Raw genomic sequence first — 21,102 nt, 5'->3', positions numbered from 1 at the left:
TTGAGCGGCTTTTGTTCCATCGGGATCACATATTAAAAGCTATAACGGGCACCAATTGTGTAACGAGGTCCGTATTGACGAGCAAATAAGAACTGCTCTTCGTAACGACCGTAGCCACGCTCAGTTTCGTTATTAAGGTTTATACCTTCAAAGAAAACAGTCATGTTTTCGTTGATGTCGTAGTTAACACTTAAGTCCCATTGACCGTAAGTATCGCCAAACTGTGGCGGAGCATCAGATGAGCCTTGCGATTGACCAACACCAATTAAGTAAGAATCACGCCATGCGTAAGTTACTTTTACTGATAAGCCGTCTTTATCGTAAAAAGCTTGGAAGTTAGCTGAATCACTTAAACCTGATAATGGAGCTTGTTGAGTCAAACTTGCTACATCAAATTCAACATCACCATCAACAAACGTAGCATTAACCCCTAAACCAAAGCCACTTTCACCAAATAAGTGTTGAACAGCAACTTCAAAGCCATCAACTGATTTGCTATCAGTATTTTGTGGCTGAGAAATGTTCCATACCATCAATGGATCTGAACTCGTTGGCTCAATGGCACCGTCCGCATTACCATAACCTAATGCCAGCATTTCATTGAACACAGCGTCACTCGTTGCCTGCTCGCCACGTGCTTCTACAGATGCAACAGCTTCAAGGTAACGCGGACCATTCAAGATATCGTATAAACCATCAATGGTTGTTTCTGTGATTTGCGTTTGAATAAAGTTATCCACATCTTTTTTGAAGTAACCAACCGATGCGTAGCTACCTTCACCGTAGTAGTACTCAAGCGATAAATCTAAGTTTGTAGACTCAAATGGCAACAGGTTAGTATTACCTTGACCACCAGTACGCGAACCAGGTTTCGGGCTACCCGTTAAGCTTCGGCCACCAGCCAAATTACCAAGCGGTGCGCGAGCCATGGTTTTACCCCAAGAAACACGACCTACAAGCTCGTCTGTAATTTCAACTTTTACGTCGATATTTGGTAACCAGATATCATAATTACCTTCTTCTTGATAAAAGTTATCTGTACCGCCAGTTTCGTACTGCATGATCCACTCAGATGCACTCACCCAGTTAACTTGACTTTCAACACGTTGACGAACCGTACTGGTCACATCAGTTTCTTCATAACGAAGACCTGCGTTGATTTGAACAAAGTAATCAGACAATTCAAATTCCCATAAGCTATTCACATAGAAGCTTTGCGTTTTTTCTTCTACGTAGCTTTCACTGTCGATACCATCAAAAAATGGGTCAATTGAATATTGATTATCGCCTAATAAATCTTCGTTTAAATAAGCAAGCTGGCGAGCTAACGCTTCTTCAAAGCTATAGGTGTAATAGTAATTTGGTTCAAGGGCACTACCACCACCAGCAAACTGATCTAGCATGTCGCCAGTATCATTATAAGTGAACATGCCATCAGGGAAGATTTCGGTGAAAGATGGATTAAAACCTGGGCCGCCACGTAAGCCACTCCACGCAGTAAAACCACCCATAGTTTGCTTAGTATTTGCAGCACCGAATTTCACTTTAACAAGCGGAATTTCAAAGCTTTCATTGAACCAGGTTGCATGAAGCTGTGCTTGCTCAACTTTAGACTCGCCTGGCGAGTAACTAAACTGGCTGAAGTTTGAATCAATCTCACTTGGGTCTAGTACTGTAGTACCGTTGTTCCAATTGACGTATGCATGTGGAATTTCGCCAGTGCGATAGTCATATACTTTGCTCTGTAACTGGTCTGAGCCAAGAATGATTTGGCCATCAGAACCTAAGCCATCATCTGCGCCGTTATCTGTTTCGTTTTTCGAATCATGATAATCGAACTCAAATTCCCACTGGTCATTGATTTGCCATTCTAGGTTTAAACCAATTGAACGTGCTTTAACTTCTGTAGTGGCACGACTTGCGGTGAATGAACCATCATTACCACTGATATCGGCATAAAGTGCTGTACCATTTTCATCAAGCTCATAACTATTGATGTTACTGCCAAACTCATTCCAAATACCCCAACCTGCAGTTTCAACACCGGTGATTGCACGACTTGCCGTGTAATCAACTGTTGCAGTAAAGCTTTCAACTGGTGAGTACTGTAAAGTTACTTGGCCATTAGTACGCTCACGTTCAACATCAGCAATACTGTAGTTCATGTCTTTCGGGAAGAAATGATTACCGACACGATTGCCTTCGCTATCGACTGCACGTGGGTCAATGTAGTCACCTTCATCAAGGGTTGGTAAGTCAACATTGGCCTGCCAACCTTGAATATTGGCACTTTGCTGTTGAAAATCACGTTCTTGATGAGAGAATGATGCCGCAAAACCAAATGTATCATCAGCATAGGTATTGCTGTACATCGCTGAAAACTCTGGCGTTACATCATCACCTTTTTCATTTGACGAGTCATGAATAGCTTTAATCGACGAGCTAAACTTTTCGCCTGGGCTATTTAATGGGCGAGTTGTAATAATATTTACAGTAGCACCTAGACCACCACTTGGAACATCAGCTTGACCTGATTTTGCTACTTCAAGTGCACTTACACCATCAGCGGCAATATTCTCAAGGGCGTATGAACGCGTATAACCTGTACCTGGCATTTGACGGCCATTCAACATTACTAGGTTAAACTCAGGGCCAAAACCACGTACCGTAATTTCGCTACCTTCGCCGTTTGAACGGCTCACTGATACACCGGTAATACGCTGTAATGATTCAGCCAAGTTAGTATCTGGGAACTTACCCATCTCTTCTGCTGAAATCGCATCAACAACACCTGCTGCATCACGTTTCATATCCATGGCGCGGATCATACTGCCACGAATACCTTTAATTTCGATAACTTCAATATCGTTATCAGCTTTCTCTTGCTCATCCTGTGCATAAGCAGACATAGTGCCTAGCCCTGCGGTTAAAATCATCGCAACTGACGCTGCAAGAGGTGTTTTAATAAATTTTGTGCTTTTCATGATATACCTGCTTTTGCAATATGTTGTCATGGATACTGGGTGCTGTAATCAGCACCCATCACTTGTTGCCAATGTTAATTACGGGTTTGCAATAACTGCATTATCAATACGGTAAACCGCACCTTCACCCATCCCCCATGACGGGAACACCATAACAACGTCGATTGCACTAATATCAAGACCTGCACTTAGTAAATCGGCAAGTGTATAAGTATAGGTTTGCCACTCACCAACCACAGGCTCGACACCTTCTTGGCTTGCACTTAAAGCAAGCTCCACAGCTTGACCTGCATCGTTTGATTCAATTTTGAATAACCACTGAGCATCTTGGTTGCTGGCGTTTGAAACAATCTTCATTTCAAAACGAACCACACCTTCAGATAATAAGTGCGATGCATCAAAGCTCACGCCATCATCAGCTAAAAAGCCCATTACCGTTGCGGTAGAACCAATTTGAAATTCTGCCACAGAGCCATGAGTTTCATCGTCAGTTTCGACTGTTGGCGTGCTACCAGCACAACAATCCCAAATGCTCCACTTTTCTGCCACGTTTTCGGCAAACAGCGTCAGCTCTGATGCTGTCGATTCTTGCTCTGGTGCATAAATGCGAGCATTGTCGACACGGTAAACGGCACCTTCACCTTGACCCCAAGCAGGGAAAATCATGATTACATCAATAGCACTTACATCTAAACCTGCGTTTAATAAAGTACTGATTGGGAACGTGTATGTTTGCCATTCACCAGCAACAGGGTCAACACCTTCTGAGCTTGTGTTAAGGTTAACTTCTACTGCTGTTGCACCTTCATTCGACTCAACTTTTAATAGCCAAGGCGCATCTGGTGTTGATGATAAAGAGGTGATCTTCATCTCAAACTGCAGCATGCCGTCATCAACCAATGCTGATGCATCAAACTGCGTACCACTACCACCTGATGAAGTACGGTTAATAAAGCCCATTACCGTAGGAGTAGCACCAATAGAGAACTCAGCAGTTACACCATGTTCTTCGTCGTCGACTACTTCAACAGGTGTTGAACCACCACAACAATCCCATAGCGGCCAATCAAGATTAGTTTCATCAGTGAATAAAGTTAATGAAGGTAATGTTGTTGTGCCGCCATTGGTAATTTCAACATTATCAACACGGTAAACAGCACCCTCACCTTGACCCCATGCAGGGAAAATCATGATTACATCAATTAGCGATACATTTAAACCTGCGTCAGCTAATGTTTGCAGTGGGAACGTATATGTTTGCCATTCACCAGCAACTGGGCTAACACCTTCAGTGCTATCACTTAAGTTGAGCTCAACGGCTGTCGCGCCTTCATCACTTTCGATTTTAAATAACCAAGGTGCATCTGGCGTTGATGGTAAAGACGTTACTTGCATATCAAAAGTTACATAGCCATCTTCTAACATTGCACTTGCATCATAAGGAGAGGCTTCACCATTTTCATCGGTAATAAAGGCATCACGGCTAATAAAGCCATTTACTGTAGGCTCTGCACCCACACTAAATTCAACTACATTACCACGGTCTGCATCTTCAACTAACCCTGGCGTTGTGCCACCACAACAGTCCCACGCAGGCCAGTTAGGGTTAAAGCTGCTATCAAAGATAGTAAGTGGTGTGATTGTGCCATCACTTGGTGGTGTTGGCGCCGGGGCTGCACCTTGCACAAGTGCATCTTCTAAATTGTCGTAACCTGGGCGAACTGTTTCACAGCCTTTACCTGTGTCTGGATCTTGAGCACATTCATAAACACGTACATAGTCAACTTCAAAAGTTTGACCATTTTCGAATGCACTTGCATCAATACCGGTTGCATTAACGTTTTCAGGCCAATCACCGCCAACTGCGAAGTTAAGAATTAAATAAAACTCTTGGTCATAAGGAGATTCATCCCAAAACGTTTTTAACTCACCAGTTGTTTGGTCAAAGTACTCTGTGTACCAACCTTTATGTTTTAGAGCCAGCGCTTCACCATTTGCATTGTAAAGTAGCTCTGACTTGCGCTGTGTCGCGTATAAGTAGTCATCAACATACCAGCGAATTTCACCCTCTTGCCACTCAATAGCATAAGTATGAAAGTCATCAGCAGGGTTTGACCCTTGGTCAAATGCATAAGCCTTACCACTGCTATCATTATTTGGCCACTCTTTACCATAGTGAAGCGTGCCGTAAATATTTGACTCGACACCATCTTCGGTTGGAACTTTTAAGTTAACCGACTCAACAATGTCAATTTCACCAGAGCGAGGCCAGCCACCGTAAACTTCATCGGTTGGCATCATCCAGAACGCAGGCCAAGAACCTTGCCCACTAGGTAGCTTTGCACGTACTTCAAAGCGACCATATTTAAAATCAGCTTTATAGCGAGTATTGATACGTGCAGACGTATAAGGTTTTGCTGCACCCTCTTCTGCAGGTAATGCAACAATATTTAGAATACCGTCTGCAACAAAAGCGTTTTCTTCACTGTCGGTATAACATTGTTTTTCGTTATTACCGCCACCCGCACAGTCTATTTCGAAATTCCATTTGTTGTCATCAATGGCATCGCCGTCAAAGTTATCTTCCCAAACCATCACCCAATCTGAAACAGGTTCAGTTGGATCAACAGTATCTATTTTTGTATCTGTGGCAGAGCCACCGCAGCCAGCTAAAGTCGCTACAGAAAGCGCCATTGCTAGTTGTGTTAAGTGTGTTTTGAATTTGTTCATTGCATTGAACCCTAACATTATGTGTTTGTTAGTACTCAACTGATATATATAGAGTATAGTTTTAATCAGTCAATTGTAAGCGCTTACATTAAAAGCCAAATAAAAAGCCCTTTCAATGTAAGCGCTTTCATTAGGGTGTGACACGGTTACTAAAACGTCAATAAAATATTAACATTTACTGCGAAATTGTTTTTAGTCTAGGTGGTTAACAAGGCAAGACGTGAACAAAAAAGTGAGGAAGTACCCTTACAGCAAGACAAATCACTAATAACAACTTTATTAATTAAAAAGTCTCGCTGTAAAAATATTTGCTACTATCAGTCTTCGGTAATGATGATTTCAATAGAAGTTGACTGCGCCTGTTGATAATACAAGCTACTAGCAAGCACACGGGCAGCGGTTTTGTAGGTTTCACTTATTTTAGCCGCGTTGTCTTTGGCTATTAAATTGCCCTGCTCTGAGCTTTCGCGAATTTCAATAGCCAGCGGAATATTAGCAAGCACCGGTACACCATGACGATGCGCTAATGTCACAGCGCCATCTTTACCAAATACATGATTGGGCTCACCACAATGTCCACACAAGAAATAACTCATGTTTTCAATTAAACCAAGCACAGGCACGTTCACTTTATTGAACATAGCAATGCCCTTTTGCGCATCTGCTAAGGCCAAATCTTGAGGCGTGGTAATGATCACCGCACCACTGGCTGGCACTTTTTGGCTCATGGTTAATTGAATGTCACCGGTGCCTGGAGGCATATCTACGATAAGATAATCAAGCTCTCCCCAAGCGGTTTCGTTCATTAATTGATTAAGTGCACCTGATGCCATTGGCCCGCGCCAAACGGTTGCATCATCGCTAGGTACTAAAAAGCCGATCGATTGCGCTTTGAGGTTGTGCGCTTCAAAAGGAAGTAAGTTTTTATCATCGGCTGCTTTCGGCTCAGCACCTTGTAGGCCAAGAAGCAGCGGAATAGACGGACCATAAATATCGGCATCGAGAATACCCACTTGGGCACCCTCTTGCTCTAAAGCTGAGGCAAGATTCACCGCGGTGGTTGACTTTCCAACACCACCTTTGCCTGACGCAACGAGCACAATATGTTTAATTTGCTTAAAACTATATGTACTAGGTAATTTAACTTTTGCGCTAATTGACACAGGCACTGATAGTTTATCAGCGACAAATTTTTCAATCTCGTTGATTTCGCCACAGCCAGCGAAAGGTAGGCTAAGTTTTACCTGCCAGCTTTTATCGCTGTTTTGATTAAGCTCTTCGAGCCAGTCTTGCTCAATGCCAATGGCAAATGCGCTACTACGGTAGGCGGCTAAGGCAGCAATGATAGGTGCTTTTTCAGCCGATTTACTTGAGAATAGTTTTGACAGTCCAAACATAGCAATAAATTAGCGTTTCTTTGATGAAAAGTGCTGCGGAATTATGTAACATTCATGGCATTAAAACCAGACAATTAGATAATATCATTGCTTTAGGTTGTATATAAGCAACTCACAATGAATTAAATAATGATATTCGAGCATGTTTGCATCGAACTAATCTCAATTCGGAATGATTATGGCACAGCGAAAGATCCTGATTACTAGCGCATTACCTTATGCCAATGGCCCGACTCACTTAGGTCATTTACTAGAATATATCCAAACTGATATTTGGGCGCGTTTCCAAAAACAACAAGGTCATGAAACCTACTACGTTTGCGCGGATGATGCTCACGGCACACCAATTATGCTTAATGCGCAAAAGCAAGGGATCACGCCAGAAGAGATGGTTAAAAACGTGAGTGTTGAACGTCAACGTGACTTTGCTGATTTCAATATTGAGTTTGATAACTATCACAGCACGCACAGTGAAGAGAACCGCCATTTCAGCGAGCTAATCTACAACCGTTTAAATGAAGCGGGTCACATTAAAAAGCACACTATTTCTCAACTTTTCGACCCTGAGAAAGGTATCTTCTTACCAGATCGCTTTGTAACAGGTACTTGCCCAACGTGTAAGTCTGAAGATCAAAACGGTGACAGCTGTGATTCTTGTGGTGCAACTTACAGCCCAACTGAGCTTATCAACCCACGCTCTGTTATGTCAGGTGCTGAGCCAATCTTAAAAGATTCAGAGCATTACTTCTTCGACCTACCTGCTTTTGAAGACATGCTTAAAGAGTGGTTACACTCAGGTACGATTCAACAAGAAATGGCGAACAAGCTTGATGAATGGTTTGCGGATGGCCTACAGCAGTGGGATATCAGCCGTGACGCACCTTACTTTGGTTTTGAAATCCCAGGTGCACCGGGTAAATACTTCTACGTGTGGTTAGACGCACCTATTGGCTACATGGCGAGCTTTAAAAACCTGTGTGATAAGAAAGGGATTGATTTTGATGCATTCTGGAGCGAAGACTCAGATGCAGAGCTTTACCACTTCATTGGTAAAGATATCATCTATTTCCACAGTCTATTCTGGCCTGCAATGTTAGATGGCGCAAAATTCAGAAAGCCAACAAATGTATTTGCCCACGGTTTTGTAACTGTGAATGGCGCGAAGATGTCTAAATCAAAAGGCACTTTTGTTAAGGCGCGTACTTACCTTGATAACCTAGATCCTGAATATCTTCGTTATTACTACGCAGCAAAACTAAACAACGGCATCACTGACCTTGATTTAAACCTTGAAGACTTTGCACTTCGTGTAAACTCAGACTTAGTAGGTAAAGTGGTTAATATCGCAAGTCGTTGTGCAAGCTTCATTACCAAGAAGTTTGACGGCAAGCTTAGCGACACCGTAATGGACGAAGCGCTATTAGGTGAGTTCCAAGCAGCTGCTGCAAGCATCGCAAACCACTATGAAAACCGTGATTACAGCCGTGCAATTCGTGAAATCATGGCCCTTGCTGATAAAGCAAACCAATTTATCGACGCTAAAGCACCTTGGGTATTGATTAAAGACGAAACAAAACAACAAGAAACACACGATGTTTGTTCACTTGGCTTAAATATGTTCCGTGTACTTATCACTTACTTAAAACCTGTTCTTCCAGGTATGGCTGCAAACGTTGAAGCCTTCTTAAACGATGATTTAACATGGCAAGGCGCGCAAACTGCGCTTGTTGGTCACGCAATTAATAAGTTCAAACCGCTAATGCAGCGTGTTGAAATGGATAAAGTAAATAAAATGATTGAAGAATCAAAAGAAAGCCTAGTTGCTGAAAAAGACAAGATTGATCCAAACAGCCCACTAGCAAAAGAGCCAATCAGCCCAGAAATCGAATTTGATGATTTTGCGAAAGTTGATTTACGTATAGCAAAAATTGCTAAAGCAGAACACGTTGAAGGCGCAGATAAGTTATTAAAACTAACTTTAGATTTAGGTGGCGAAACGCGCCAAGTATTCGCAGGCATTAAATCTGCGTATGCACCAGAAGACATTGAAGGCAAGCTAACGGTAATGGTCGCGAACCTTAAGCCTCGTAAGATGCGTTTCGGTATGTCTGAAGGCATGGTATTAGCTGCAGGCCCTGGCGGTAAAGAAATTTATATTCTTAATCCAGATGAAGGCTCAGAGCCTGGCATGCGTGTAATGTAATTACACAATTTCTAGTTAATATAAAAAACCGTTGTGTTTCAGACACAACGGTTTTTTTGTATTTAATGAATGCTTTAGATTAATGTTGTTAGCTTAAGAGCTGGGGCATGCAGGATATTCAGTCAGTACTTGAGTAATTATTTGCCCAAACTGCTGGTGTTGTTGTTCGGTAATCGCAAAAGCAGCATTGTAAGCTAGGGTATCTGCAAGCTCACCTGTTATAACTTCATAAAAAGTCATCGCGGTCAGTAAGTGCCCTGCATCTGAAGCATGATTTCCATCTGCACTGTAAAAATTAAGCTCCGGTAATGCGGCGATTGCTTTGTCCCAAACTAAGCCGATTGGTGCTACACAGCTTACCTCTTTTTCGCTAATCGACAAATGCAATTGATAGACAAGCTCCCCTTCTTTGCTGTCACCTTGCTGTGGATGCTCTGGAAACAAAATAGGTGTAATTTCCAGCTCTTTTGCACTGGCAATTAATCGCTCAGCCTCACTTGTAGAATAATTCACAGAGCCAGACTGAGAATACTTTTGACCTTGAAAAATAGCATGGCTCCAATTGGCTTGCTGTAGCTTTTCAATATTGCCCGAAGTGTTCACTATTTCATCTAAAAAACGACCACTGACGGTAAGAGTTGAAACTTGAGCGTTGGTTAACTCACTGGAAATAAGCTGTTCAAGCAAATCCCCTAATCTAGCACTATGGCTATTGCCATAAATAATAATTTTATAGTCAGCACTACCACTGTTATCGACAAGCTCAACACCTGTATCCGGTGTTGAGCTGTTAGTTTCATCAACTTTTGTAGATTCGTTTTTTGAGCTCGAACCACATGCAACTAGGCTAATCGAAAAGACGAGTAAAAAATAACATCGAATTAATCTCGCAAACTTATCATTTATCATACTTTACCTTTTGGCTTATTATTTTTATGTCGTTAATATTGAAACATAAAACTCTAAATTGCCAATTTTTGTACGATTTTTATCTAGGGTGCTAAGTACAAATTATGTAAAACCCGTTCTTTTCGAGGTAAGTAATAATCATCATAATCGAGTGATACAAGCACTCTTTTAGCTTTGCCTAATAACTCACTGCGAGGCACTAGCCCAATCACTCGTGAGTCTGCACTATTATCGCGGTTATCGCCCATCGCTAGATACATATCTTTGGGAATAACGACAGGGGCAAAATGCTGCATCACCGAGGGCGTTTTTGATACCTGAATAGCGTGCTGAACACCTGCAAGGTTTTCAATGAGTATCTGCTGCTCTTGCTTATCATCAGTTAATGCGTAATCAAGTGCTTTACCGTTAATGATTAATTTGTTATCGACTAAAGTCACTGTATCGCCCGGCACGCCAATAACACGCTTTATTAAGCGATTATTTGCAGCCTTAGAATCAAATACAATGATATCACCGGCTTTTGGCTCATCAGTACGCATTAGCGAAATATGACTAAATGGCACACGCAGATCATAAGCCATTTTATCCGTTAAAATTCGGTCCCCTTCAACGATGGTCGGATTCATTGAGCCTGTTGGCACTTCATACCAATCAGCCACCGCACTTCTAAACACACTCATCAAACAGATGAATAAAATCAAAGAGCGGTTATTTTTCCATACCTTCAAAAGCCAGTTCATATTCGTTCCTTATTTGTTGTTTGTTTCAATAGGAGTCTGTTCGGTAGGAATTAGTTCTCAACTAAATGTAACGAAATACGTCAATGATAAAAATACCATACATGATGTTAAAAATATTTGACACCACACCCAATGAGTAGTTTACTTAACACTAAGTCAAATATTTTTTACATAGGGTGGAAGAAAATGAGCTACAAAGAAATGACAATTTGGAGCACCTTGGTGGTAACCATAGGCCTTTTAAGCTATTACCTGTTAGGCATTAATTCACTACAAGCTGCGGGTGATCTTAGCCAAGAGACCATGGTGTCTTATTTGTATAAGGTTGTCATGATTGCGGTGATCTTAGAGATCATTATGCAATCTGTGCTTGCTAGTATTAAACATAAAGAAGCAGACTTAGGGGATGATGAGCGTGATAAGCTCATTGAGCTAAAAAGCACCAAACTTGGTCACTGGTTCTGCTCTGCAATTATCTTAATGTGTGTATTTTTAGCGACGCAAATTGAACGTGTATCTGGACGCATGCTGTTACCTGAAGTCTCTGATCTATATAATATTATGCACTTTCTTATTATTGGTTTTTTAGTCAGTGAAATTATTACTATTGCCAGCAAAGCATATTTATATCGAAGAGACAGCTAGATGACAAAACAGCTCAGTAATACTATTCGGGAACTTCGATTTCATCACAACGAAATGACTCAGCAAGCATTGGCAGAGGCAGTTGGCGTTTCAAGACAAACTATAGTAGCAATTGAAAAAGGTAAATATTCACCCTCGCTCGAGGTGGCTTTTAAGATTGCTCAACTGTTTGATAAGAAACTAGACGACGTGTTTTCGTATCAGTAATTAACAAAAAAGGTTAGCCAAAGAGCTAACCTTTTTTAAATTCGTATCATTTAATTTTATGACTGCTGATTTTTGAACTGCGCTTTGGCTTGCTCAACTTCATCATCACTGATACCCACTGATTCAGCCGCTTCTTTAATAAGGTGTGGCTGCGTCATCACTAATGCCATCAATTGTTGAAGCTTTTCTGGTGGGATACCTAACTGTTGGACCAGACCCATTGCCATCATTGGGTTTTCCATAAACGCTTGAAACAGCTCACGCACTTTCTCGTCACTTACATTGTGCTCTTTGAGCATTGCAATAATAGGGTTCATATTAACCTTTACTTTTAACTACTAATAAAACCAATAATATGGGCAAATTGATGTTATTCAACTAACATCACCACTTTTCCCGAGTTTTCGTTGTTATCTAAAATACGGTGAGCCTCATTCGCTTCTTGCCAATTTAAGGTTTTATAGATATTGCAATCGAACAGCCCGTTGGCCAAGTCATCATAAAAGCGCGAAATAAACTGCTCTTTTAAATCACGTTTAAACTCAATTGAACGGTTACGCAAGGTTGATGCATGAAAGGAAATACGTTTGCTAAGCAGCCTTGCAAAGTCAACCTCAGCAAAGCGCGCATCTAAAAAGGCTAACATCACAATTTGGCAATCCATTGCTGCAACGGCAGCATTTTTATTTAAATAGCTTCCTGAGACAGGATCAACAATGGTGTTAGCCTGTAAATTATTGGCTTTGAAGTATTCTACAAAATCAGCGGTTTTATAATTAATGGTGTGGTCTGCGCCAAGCTGCTTGGCATGTTCGCACTTTTCATCGCTGCCTGCAGTGATCACCACTTGAGCACCCGCGCGTTTTGCCATTTGAATTGCCGCCCCACCTACACCACTGGCTCCCGCATGAATAAGTGCCGTCTGCCCTGCTTTGAGCTGACCAAATTGAAATAAGGCAGAGAAAGCCGTTAAGTATACTTCACTGATAGCAGCGCCCTCTGCCATTGTCATTTCATCTGGTAACGGCATCACTTGCGCAGCATCAACGGCAACATACTCGCTGTAAGCACCGCCCGCGCACAAGGTAAAAACACGTTTATTAAGCCAGTCACCGGATACTGCACTACCTTTCTCAACAATGGTGCCGGCGCATTCTAAACCTAATATTTCACTGTCACCTTTGGGTGCTGGATATTTGCCCTGTCGCTGTAAACAATCTGCCCGATTAACGCCGATTGCTGCAACAGCAATAAGAACTTCGTTATCTTTTAGGGCTGGTTTATCTGTTTGCGCAAAGTGTAACTGTGAGTCTTCGTGCTTAATATAACGCATATCACCTTCTATTTAATTCGTTGCCAGATCTCAGCTTCGACTAATTTGCCATTTTCATACAAGGTGTGGTGCCATAAATCACCTTCAATTTTGTAATCAAATGCCATGGTCTTACCAAGTAGTGAAGGTACATTACCATAGGAAAAAGTTTCGATAAATTGCTGGTCTTGCAAAACATATTTGCCGCCACCAGCATAATGAAAGTTGCCTTGCTTTTGAGTGATATAGCTAAAATGACTGGGTGTAATCAGTTTAACAGAGGTTATTTCTGGCGCTTTTGCCGTCACATAGCCGTCATTGGTTGCATATTTGCCTTCAACAAATTGCCAGCTACCTAATAACGGATTGGCGCTTACCATAGACGAAATAAATAAACTCGATAATAACAGTGTGTTTTTCATAGTGCGTTCCTTAGCAATTTTTAAATAGCATACGCTAACACTATGTTCCTATTAAACAGTTATAGGTTGAGATTTTTTCATTTGAGCTCTCATCGACGAAAAGCGCCAAGACTGCTTATAAGGATAAACATCAAGCAATTGCCCATCGTTTATGGCTGTCTGTAATTGCTGCCACATTGTGGCGGTGAAAATATCTTGATGTGCAGCATTGAAGTAATCAAACGCTCGCTTATTAGCGCTAAAAAATACTTTAAACTGGCTCGGAAATACGTCGTTTTCGGCAATATCAAAGTAGCTTTCGCTGCTTAGCTCATCTAATGAGTCATCGGTTTTTGGCAGTTCTCTAAATTGACACTCTGTCATCGGGCAAATTTCATCATAGTCGTAGAACACTACTCTTCCCCAACGGGTTACACCAAAGTTTTTCATCAGCATATCACCGGGGAAAATATTAGCCCCCGCAAGCTCTTTTATTGCTTTACCGTAATCAACCATTACTTGCTGCAGTTTTCGCTCATCACAGTCGTTGATATACAAATTAAGCGGCGTCATTTTGCGCTCTACATAAACATGGCGCAAAATAAGTGCATTACCCGAGATCACTAAGCTATCGCCAATTTGCTGCTGCATTGTTTGTATAAGCTCATCACTAAATCGGCTTAAATCAAACGCTAAATAACGAAATTCGTGTGTATCAACTAGGCGGCCTACTCGGTCAGCTTGTTTAACAAAGTCGTACTTGGCCATTACTTGTTGTTTGGTGGCTGTTTTTGGTGCACTAAATTTATCTTTTATTACCTTATACACATAATCTGAGCCTGGGGTGGTAAATACCAGCATCACCATGCCCGGCGTACCCGGCGCAAGTGTGTATTTATCGTCAACGGGGCTATTACGGGTGGTATCAACTTTGTAACGATAAAACTCGGTTTTCGCGTGTTTGATAAAGCCTATGGCATTAAACAGCTCAAAACGTTGCTTATGAGGCATTAAAACACTGAGGTAATCAACGTATCGGGCGGGTTGGTCAGTGTCGACCATAAAATAAGTACGCGCAAAGCCAAACAACAAGCTGAGTTGATCAGCTCCCATCATCACGGCATCAATGTGCAAACCTTTTTCACTGTTTAATAGCGCAATCGCAAATGGCATGTTATCGCCATTTTTAGCAATACAGCGGCCTATGATGTAGCAGGCTTTATTTCTGAAAAACAATGAATTAGCGTATTCAATATAACCGTCGTTAAGTGCAAGCAGCTCATAAACTTGTGGGCATTGTTGTTTCGCTCCAGCAATCAAGGTGCGCTGTAACATGGCAACATCATCAGTAAAATCAGCGTATTGTGACCGAAATACATGGCGCTTGATCAAGCTGCTGATGGCACATTCAAAGCCATTTTGCAGGGAAATGCGGCTAACCAATGAATCAAAGGGTCTTGGCCCCAGTTGATATCGTGCTTTTAATACAAACAAGTGCACATTGCGAATTTTTCGTGAGTCCCAAATTGCACCGAAGGTTGAGTTAAAAAAGGTATGAGCAATAGGCTGGTTTTCATGGCTTTGCACCATTTCTGCGTATATTTGTTTGGCTAATAACCAAAGCGCGGGGTCGTCTACTTCGCTATAAGCAATAATTTTTACCGCTTGGCTTACCTTTTTTACTTGCCCTTCGTAAACTTGCAATCGCGATTTCATAGCCCCTTGAACTTGATGCCACTGGCGCTGTTCAAAACGACTTTGTGCACCGAGGGTAATATTTAAAAACTCTGCAAACATAGCCTCAAAGCCAGCATACACCGCACGGGCAAGCTTAGTCGCTACGACCTGATTTAACTGTTCGCTGTGTGATTTAACAGCCAAATGTGAACTTTGCTGTGGCATTATTTTTATCGCTTATGCTGATTATTTTAGTCGCCTTGTTTACACACAATAGCAAGCGCGCTTTAATTTAGGTAATTAATAAAGATAATAAATAAGATTGATCAAATGAATATTAGGCACGTCGACCTCAACCTATTGGTGTATTTAAATGTCCTCATTGATGAACAAAGTGTGTCTAAAGCCGCCAATAAACTGGCTTTGACTCAACCTGCAATGAGTAACGCCCTTAAGCGTTTACGTGATTTATTTGATGATCCATTATTAGTGAGAGCCGCTGGCACAATGACGCCAACAGCAAAAGCGCTTAGCCTTAAACCTGAGATAGAATCACTGTTAAAAATGGCTGAGGAAATTACTCAGCCAAGTGAAGTATTCGGCCCGAGCACCGCCAATATTACGTTTCGGATCATGGCAAACGACTATCTTGAATCAACCCTTATTGCGCCGTTTATCACCCAGCAGCTAGCAAAGAATCCGGGGCTTAACTTTGATATTTTGAGCCCAAGCGATGTTAATCTTCAAGATATGGAAAAAGGCACCATCGACCTTGCCATTAATCGCTTTAACGGCCTGCCCCGCTCATTCCACCAAGCCAGTGTGTGGCGAGATAATTACTGCTGCTTAACACACCCAGACAACCCTTACTTACAACAGCAAAACCTTGAAGGCTACCTTGCACAAGAACACATTTGGGTGAATCGGGCTGGTTGGGGCGTAGAAGCGGCAGTAACAAATAAATCAGGCAGCCAAAAACTCGGCTGGGTCGATGAGGCATTATGGCAACTAGAACAAACCCGCAATATTCGCGTATTCACCCGCCATTACATGGTGGCGAGCCTACTTTGCCAATCACCTCAACTCATAGCAACATTGCCCCGCCGCCAAGCCATGTTATTAGCAAAACACACTGATTTGGTAATAAGTCCAGTGCCATTTCAAATAGTCCCTATTGAAGTAAAAATGTTATGGAGCCCTTTGCTACATCACGCAAACCCACACCAGTGGCTGCGTAGAGAGCTACTTGCCTTTGCCAGTACCGTGGCTGATCGCTAAAAACAGTATAATATTGATAAAATCAATATCAGTTATTGAAAACAACAATTTCATTAATAATGAGTGAAGGGCTAGAGTGAAGTTAAGCACATAAACAAAGAGAAAATGATTATGGAAACTTCAGCGCAATTCACTCAACAGGACGGCCTTTACATCAATGGTCAATTACACTCATTCATCGAGCAGCAGCTTTGTAAAAAAAGCGATTTAGCTTGCGAAGAAATTTACCAAACACTCGCAACAATGGTTGATGAGTTTGGTTGCCAATGCCGTAAAACCAAACATCAAGATGATGATGTTCTACAAGCAGAGACACTGTTAAAAGCATATAGCACAGTACGCACTCACCCGCATTGTCATGTTGATGCACAAACAACAACCGCAGTACTTGATGAATACTGCTGCCAAGTTCCGGCTATTTTAGTGGTTGCGTTAATGGATACATTAACAGGCATGACAAGCAACGAACCTGGTGCAGAACACATTTACCAACGTGCAGCACAGTTAACAGGTAAACCATGTGTCTACGCAGTTAAAAGCGCCAATGCCGCTTAATATGGTTCATTATTTGAGTTACTTATTCGCGCGATGATGCTTGTTGCAAAATCACTGCAACTAAGCATCGTCGCATCGGCTACTAGGTTAGCCAAATCAAACGTCATTTCATTTGCGCTAAGCGTCTGCTCTAGGGCTTTTTCAATATTATTCGCCGCTTCGTGCCAGCCCATAAAACGTAGCATCATGACCGCACTTAAAATACTGCTTGTTGGATTTGCACTGTCTTCCCCGGCAATGCGATTAAATGTGCCATGAGTCGGTTCAAAAAAGGCCACTTCATTATTTAAGTTTGCCGCAGGCATAATACCTACCCCACCAACCTGTGCGGTTAGCATATCAGCTAAGTAATCACCATTCTGATTGGTTGTTACCACCACATCAAATTGCTCTGGGGTGAGCAGTGCTTGTTGTAGCATGTTATCGGCAATGACTTCTTTGATGATTAAATCATCTTGCTCGTCACGCTTGATCACTAACCAACGACCATTTTCATGCGCTACAGCGTTAAACTCTTGCTCAGCAAGGGCAAATGCCCAACGTTTAAAGGCGCCATCGGTAAACTTAAGTACATTGCCTTTGTGCACCACAGTCAGTGATTCACTGTGCTCTTTAAGGGCAAAGTTAAGGGCGTAACGCATCAGTCGCTCTGCCGCCTCTTTCGAGCTATTTTTAATGCCAATACCGCATTGGTTATCAAAGCGAAGTCGGGTGACACCCATTTCTTGGCACAGAAAATCAAGCATACGCTCGTTATCGATACTGCCAGCCTGCCACTCAATGCCTGAGTAAACGTCTTCTGAGCTGTCGCGTATTACTGTGATTTGGGTTTTTTCAGGCTCTTTTAAGGGCGATGGTAAATGCGGATAACTGCGAATGGGCCGCATGTTAACGAATAAGTCCATCTCATGACGAAGAGCCACATTTAAAGAGCGAAAACCACCGCCAAGGGGGGTTGTTAGCGGCCCTTTTATGGCAATTTTATACTGCCTAACGGCATGCAGGGTTTCTTGCGGGAACCAGTCGCCATCGTAAAGCGCTGCTGCTTTTTCGCCATTGAACACTTCCATCCAATGTATTTGTTTATCGCCTTGATAAGCATGATTCACTGCAGCATCAACAATATCACGCATCACCGGGCTGATATCTTGACCAACACCATCGCCTTCAATGTAAGCAATAACCGGGTTATCAGGAATATGCCATTGACCCTTACTATCGATAGTAATTTGCGCGCCATTCGAGGGTACTGAAATATGTTGATACTGCATCATGCCTTCCCAGCAAGGTGTTTTAATAATATTAATATCAAGAAATAGCTAATTTGTCTGTGCTTACAAAGAAATAGCCGCTATTCAAGCAATCAATGCGTTACCTTGGTTATCTCGTCTTGCATGGCACAAAATAAGGATGCAATAAGCTGCGTATCGAGCGTGACGGTATCTTTTTTAAGCGCAGCATCAACGGCAACTGCTTTAACATAAAGCGTTTCACATTCGAACATGTTCGCAGCGCCTTTAAGCATATGAACATTTCTGCTTAAGCCATCAATGTCCATATTTTTGTATTGCTCGCGCATTTCTCGATACTGTTCTTCAAGACCTTTTATGTAGTCATCTTTAAGCGCCTGAAACTCTTTTTCAGGTAATTTGATATCGGCTAACTCATCGCAATCTAAGTAACTGGCAATTTTATGGCTAAACGCGTTTCTATCAATTGGTTTAGCAATTAAATCATTAAAGCCTTGCTTCATATAACGGGCAATTTCATGCTTCATCGTATTCGCTGTCAGTGCAATGATAGGCGCGCTCACTCCCGTTGCTTGCATCATTTTTAATGCTTCTTGACCGTCCATAATCGGCATTTGAATATCCAGTAGAATAAGATCAAAGCTGTCTTCAAGTGTTGCTTGCACTGCGTCTTTACCATTTTCAACGGTGGTCACTGTCAGCCCCATACGCTCTAATATTCGCGCAATTAAGCGTCGGTTGTCTGGGTGGTCTTCGGCAAGTAATACTCTGCCCTTTAAGTTCTCTGGTGCATCAAGCTTACTAAACGGTGAGGTTTCAACGAGCTTCACTTCGCTCATGTCATTGAGCCAGCGTGTATTATCTGTAGTATAAATCGACATGGTGAAAATAAACTCACTGCCAGAGCCGACATTACTTTTAACGCTAATATCCCCATCCAATTTCTGCGCAAGGCTCTTTGAAATATTAAGGCCAAGCCCGGTACCGCCATACTGGCGAGAAATACTTGAATCCGCTTGATAAAAGGCACTAAACAGGGCTTGTTGCTCTTTGTCTGTCATGCCAATACCGGTGTCTTTTACGCTTATCGACAACTTATCGTTATGACAGCTCACCGTTAAAGTTATACGCCCCACTTGAGTGAACTTAAGGGCGTTGGTTGTTAAGTTTAATAAGATCTGCCTTAAACGACTCGGATCGGTAATTAGGTAATCTGGCAACGGGAACTGATAATCAACACTGAACTTTAAGCCCTTATCACGGATTTGCTTGCCAATAAGTGACTCAATATTGGCAATCGTGGCAAACAAGTCTGTTTCGACTAAATCTATTTCTAGCTTGTTGGCTTCAATCTTCGACATATCGAGTATATCGTTTATTAACCCAAGAACATGGCGGCTATTTTGCAATATAACGCCAATCCCATGGTTGCGCTCATGAGGCTTAATGTCCCCGAGCATAATGCCATCTGCATAGCCAATAATTGATGTCATTGGGGTGCGAATCTCATGACTGATATTCGCTAAGAAACGGCTTTTAGCTTCATTCGCATCGCGAAGCTCTGAGGCGAGTTCTTCAAGCTCCAAGGTTCTTAAATGGACTTTTTCTTCTAGATTTTTATTGAGTTCTACGTTGTCATCGTGAAGCAGCCTAAACTTATCAGCAACAGCAAACGCCAGTAACATGGCATCCATCGCTGTGCCTATCAAACCCAATAAATATAAATTAATGGAGGTAGCAGGCAGCAAGCCTAAATTAGTTAAATTTCCGACCATATTCGGTAGCATCATGGCAATGTAAGCAAGCACAAAATAGCGTGCTGGCTTAAAGCCAATGAGCATACAGCGAATACCTATGTATAAGCCTAAACATAAAGCAACACCCGTTACTAACGTTGACCAATAAAAACCAAAGCTTGGCCATAAAATACAAAACGGAATACCCAAAGTGGCGATTACACCCACAGTCAGGGATAATTGTGCCAGTTTCGGAAATGTTTCTTTGAGTTTAAGTAAGTTGTTGTAAAACAGAATATTGGTTAATGGTGTGAGGGCAAAGCCGAGCCAGTGAAGATGGGGATTATAGTAACCAAACAGCTGATCAGAAATATGGAAAAAATGGCTCCAAGCAAACACCCAGGATGCAGTAAATAATGCGTAATACAGGTGTGTAACATCACGGGAAACCAAGTAAATTAATAAGTTATATAAACCAAGTGCAATGCCCACACCAAAGCACAGCATCATGATCATATTTTCGACGGTTATGTTTTGAAAATAATCTTGATAAGGCGTTAATACCAGCTTTGCGGGAGTATAAAAGTAGTCACTCTCAAAATAAGTGATAAGCGTATAGTGCTTACCTTTTTCAAGAGATAAACGATTACCATAGTGAAAAGCAAATTGATTTGGCTCGACCCCACCGGTTACAAAGTGCTGTATCGGGGCAGTTGGATCAGTAATATCGTAAATGCGGCTTTCTATTTTCGAAACCAGGGTGTTGTATGGGTAGAGAACTAAATCTTCAATATCACTTAGATTTTCAATTTCAACAATTAACCAATAACTACCGCCGACCGAGCTTATTCGAGATTGTGGTTTTTTGCTGGCTCGCCAAGCATCAATCGCAGCCACCGATTGCGGAAACATATTATCATTTGCCGTAAACACTTCACCTACATCATGAAGGTTTTGATCAGCCACAGCATCGGTGTAGACAAACGTCTCTTGTGCATTAGCCGCAACACTTAATAGCAATAAAAACAGCAGAGTGCTTAAATACAGCTTTAACCGCATTCACAAAACCCCTGTA

General features: G+C 41.9%; 16 protein-coding genes. 5 read left to right on the top strand and 11 right to left on the bottom strand.

Translation table 11 applies throughout. From position 1 onward, the window contains the following. Positions 1–32: 32 nt before the first annotated feature. The 3 genes from HUS61_RS00335 to apbC all read right to left on the bottom strand — a co-directional run bounded on the left by HUS61_RS00335 (position 33) and on the right by apbC (position 7,111). Positions 33–2,984 (bottom strand): TonB-dependent receptor, encoded by a 2,952-nt coding sequence (locus tag HUS61_RS00335; RefSeq protein WP_175081762.1) that lies wholly within the window; start codon positions 2,982–2,984, stop codon positions 33–35. A gap of 78 nt (positions 2,985–3,062) precedes the next feature. Further along, entirely contained in the window at positions 3,063–5,714 is a 2,652-nt protein-coding gene (locus HUS61_RS00330; RefSeq protein WP_175081761.1) for a glycoside hydrolase family 16 protein, read from the bottom strand. Positions 5,715–6,031: 317 nt separating this feature from the next. Next, the gene (gene apbC, locus HUS61_RS00325) at positions 6,032–7,111 is read right to left on the bottom strand and encodes an iron-sulfur cluster carrier protein ApbC (protein ID WP_175081760.1); all 1,080 of its coding nucleotides are present in this window, start codon (positions 7,109–7,111) and stop codon (positions 6,032–6,034) included. Positions 7,112–7,289: 178 nt separating this feature from the next. On the opposite strand from apbC, the gene metG reads away from it, so the two are divergent. Further along, complete coding sequence (metG, locus tag HUS61_RS00320) at positions 7,290–9,314, top strand: methionine--tRNA ligase (RefSeq protein WP_175081759.1); 2,025 nt, start codon at positions 7,290–7,292, stop codon at positions 9,312–9,314. Positions 9,315–9,407: 93 nt separating this feature from the next. Here the strand turns inward: metG and HUS61_RS00315 are convergent, their stop codons facing one another. Beyond that, the gene (locus HUS61_RS00315) at positions 9,408–10,223 is read right to left on the bottom strand and encodes a hypothetical protein (protein WP_175081758.1); all 816 of its coding nucleotides are present in this window, start codon (positions 10,221–10,223) and stop codon (positions 9,408–9,410) included. 83 nt (positions 10,224–10,306) lie between these two features. Further along, a complete protein-coding gene (gene lepB, locus HUS61_RS00310; protein ID WP_175081757.1) occupies positions 10,307–10,966 on the bottom strand; it encodes a signal peptidase I in 660 nt (219 codons plus the stop codon). A gap of 186 nt (positions 10,967–11,152) precedes the next feature. Between lepB and HUS61_RS00305 the strand changes: the two genes are divergently transcribed. Continuing rightward, a complete protein-coding gene (locus tag HUS61_RS00305) occupies positions 11,153–11,611 on the top strand; it encodes a hypothetical protein (protein ID WP_175081756.1) in 459 nt (152 codons plus the stop codon). Further along, positions 11,612–11,818 carry a helix-turn-helix transcriptional regulator gene (locus HUS61_RS00300; protein ID WP_054552938.1) on the top strand — a complete coding sequence of 69 codons (207 nt, stop codon included), beginning with the start codon at positions 11,612–11,614 and terminating at the stop codon, positions 11,816–11,818. 56 nt (positions 11,819–11,874) lie between these two features. Here HUS61_RS00300 and HUS61_RS00295 read toward each other — a convergent pair whose 3' ends face one another. Genes HUS61_RS00295 through aceK form a run of 4 tightly spaced genes read right to left on the bottom strand, consistent with a single transcriptional unit; the run spans position 11,875 to position 15,433 of the window. Further along, entirely contained in the window at positions 11,875–12,135 is a 261-nt protein-coding gene (locus HUS61_RS00295) for a DUF2999 family protein (protein ID WP_054561248.1), read from the bottom strand. A gap of 53 nt (positions 12,136–12,188) precedes the next feature. Beyond that, positions 12,189–13,151, bottom strand: coding sequence for a zinc-binding dehydrogenase (locus HUS61_RS00290; protein ID WP_175081755.1), 963 nt, complete (start codon positions 13,149–13,151; stop codon positions 12,189–12,191). Between the two features lie 8 nt (positions 13,152–13,159). Beyond that, on the bottom strand, positions 13,160–13,552 hold the full coding sequence (locus HUS61_RS00285) for a hypothetical protein (protein ID WP_058584827.1): 393 nt from the start codon (positions 13,550–13,552) through the stop codon (positions 13,160–13,162). A 51-nt stretch (positions 13,553–13,603) separates the two neighbouring features. Next, a complete protein-coding gene (gene aceK / locus HUS61_RS00280; RefSeq protein WP_175081754.1) occupies positions 13,604–15,433 on the bottom strand; it encodes a bifunctional isocitrate dehydrogenase kinase/phosphatase in 1,830 nt (609 codons plus the stop codon). A gap of 105 nt (positions 15,434–15,538) precedes the next feature. On the opposite strand from aceK, the gene HUS61_RS00275 reads away from it, so the two are divergent. Together HUS61_RS00275 and HUS61_RS00270 are read left to right on the top strand one after the other, a co-directional pair. Then, a complete protein-coding gene (locus tag HUS61_RS00275; protein WP_175081753.1) occupies positions 15,539–16,486 on the top strand; it encodes a LysR family transcriptional regulator in 948 nt (315 codons plus the stop codon). 111 nt (positions 16,487–16,597) lie between these two features. Continuing rightward, complete coding sequence (locus tag HUS61_RS00270; protein WP_175078139.1) at positions 16,598–17,041, top strand: hypothetical protein; 444 nt, start codon at positions 16,598–16,600, stop codon at positions 17,039–17,041. Here HUS61_RS00270 and icd read toward each other — a convergent pair. Both icd and HUS61_RS00260 read right to left on the bottom strand, forming a co-directional pair. Further along, a complete protein-coding gene (gene icd, locus HUS61_RS00265; protein ID WP_175082028.1) occupies positions 17,038–18,312 on the bottom strand; it encodes an NADP-dependent isocitrate dehydrogenase in 1,275 nt (424 codons plus the stop codon). The genes HUS61_RS00270 and icd overlap by 4 nt on opposite strands. Positions 18,313–18,404: 92 nt before the next feature. Beyond that, the gene (locus HUS61_RS00260) at positions 18,405–21,086 is read right to left on the bottom strand and encodes a 7TM diverse intracellular signaling domain-containing protein (protein ID WP_175081752.1); all 2,682 of its coding nucleotides are present in this window, start codon (positions 21,084–21,086) and stop codon (positions 18,405–18,407) included. Between the last annotated feature and the right edge of the window lie 16 nt (positions 21,087–21,102).

The organism is Pseudoalteromonas sp. 0802 (assembly GCF_013350085.1).
GTDB lineage: Bacteria > Pseudomonadota > Gammaproteobacteria > Enterobacterales > Alteromonadaceae > Pseudoalteromonas.
This window is presented reverse-complemented; position numbering and strand designations above follow the sequence as displayed.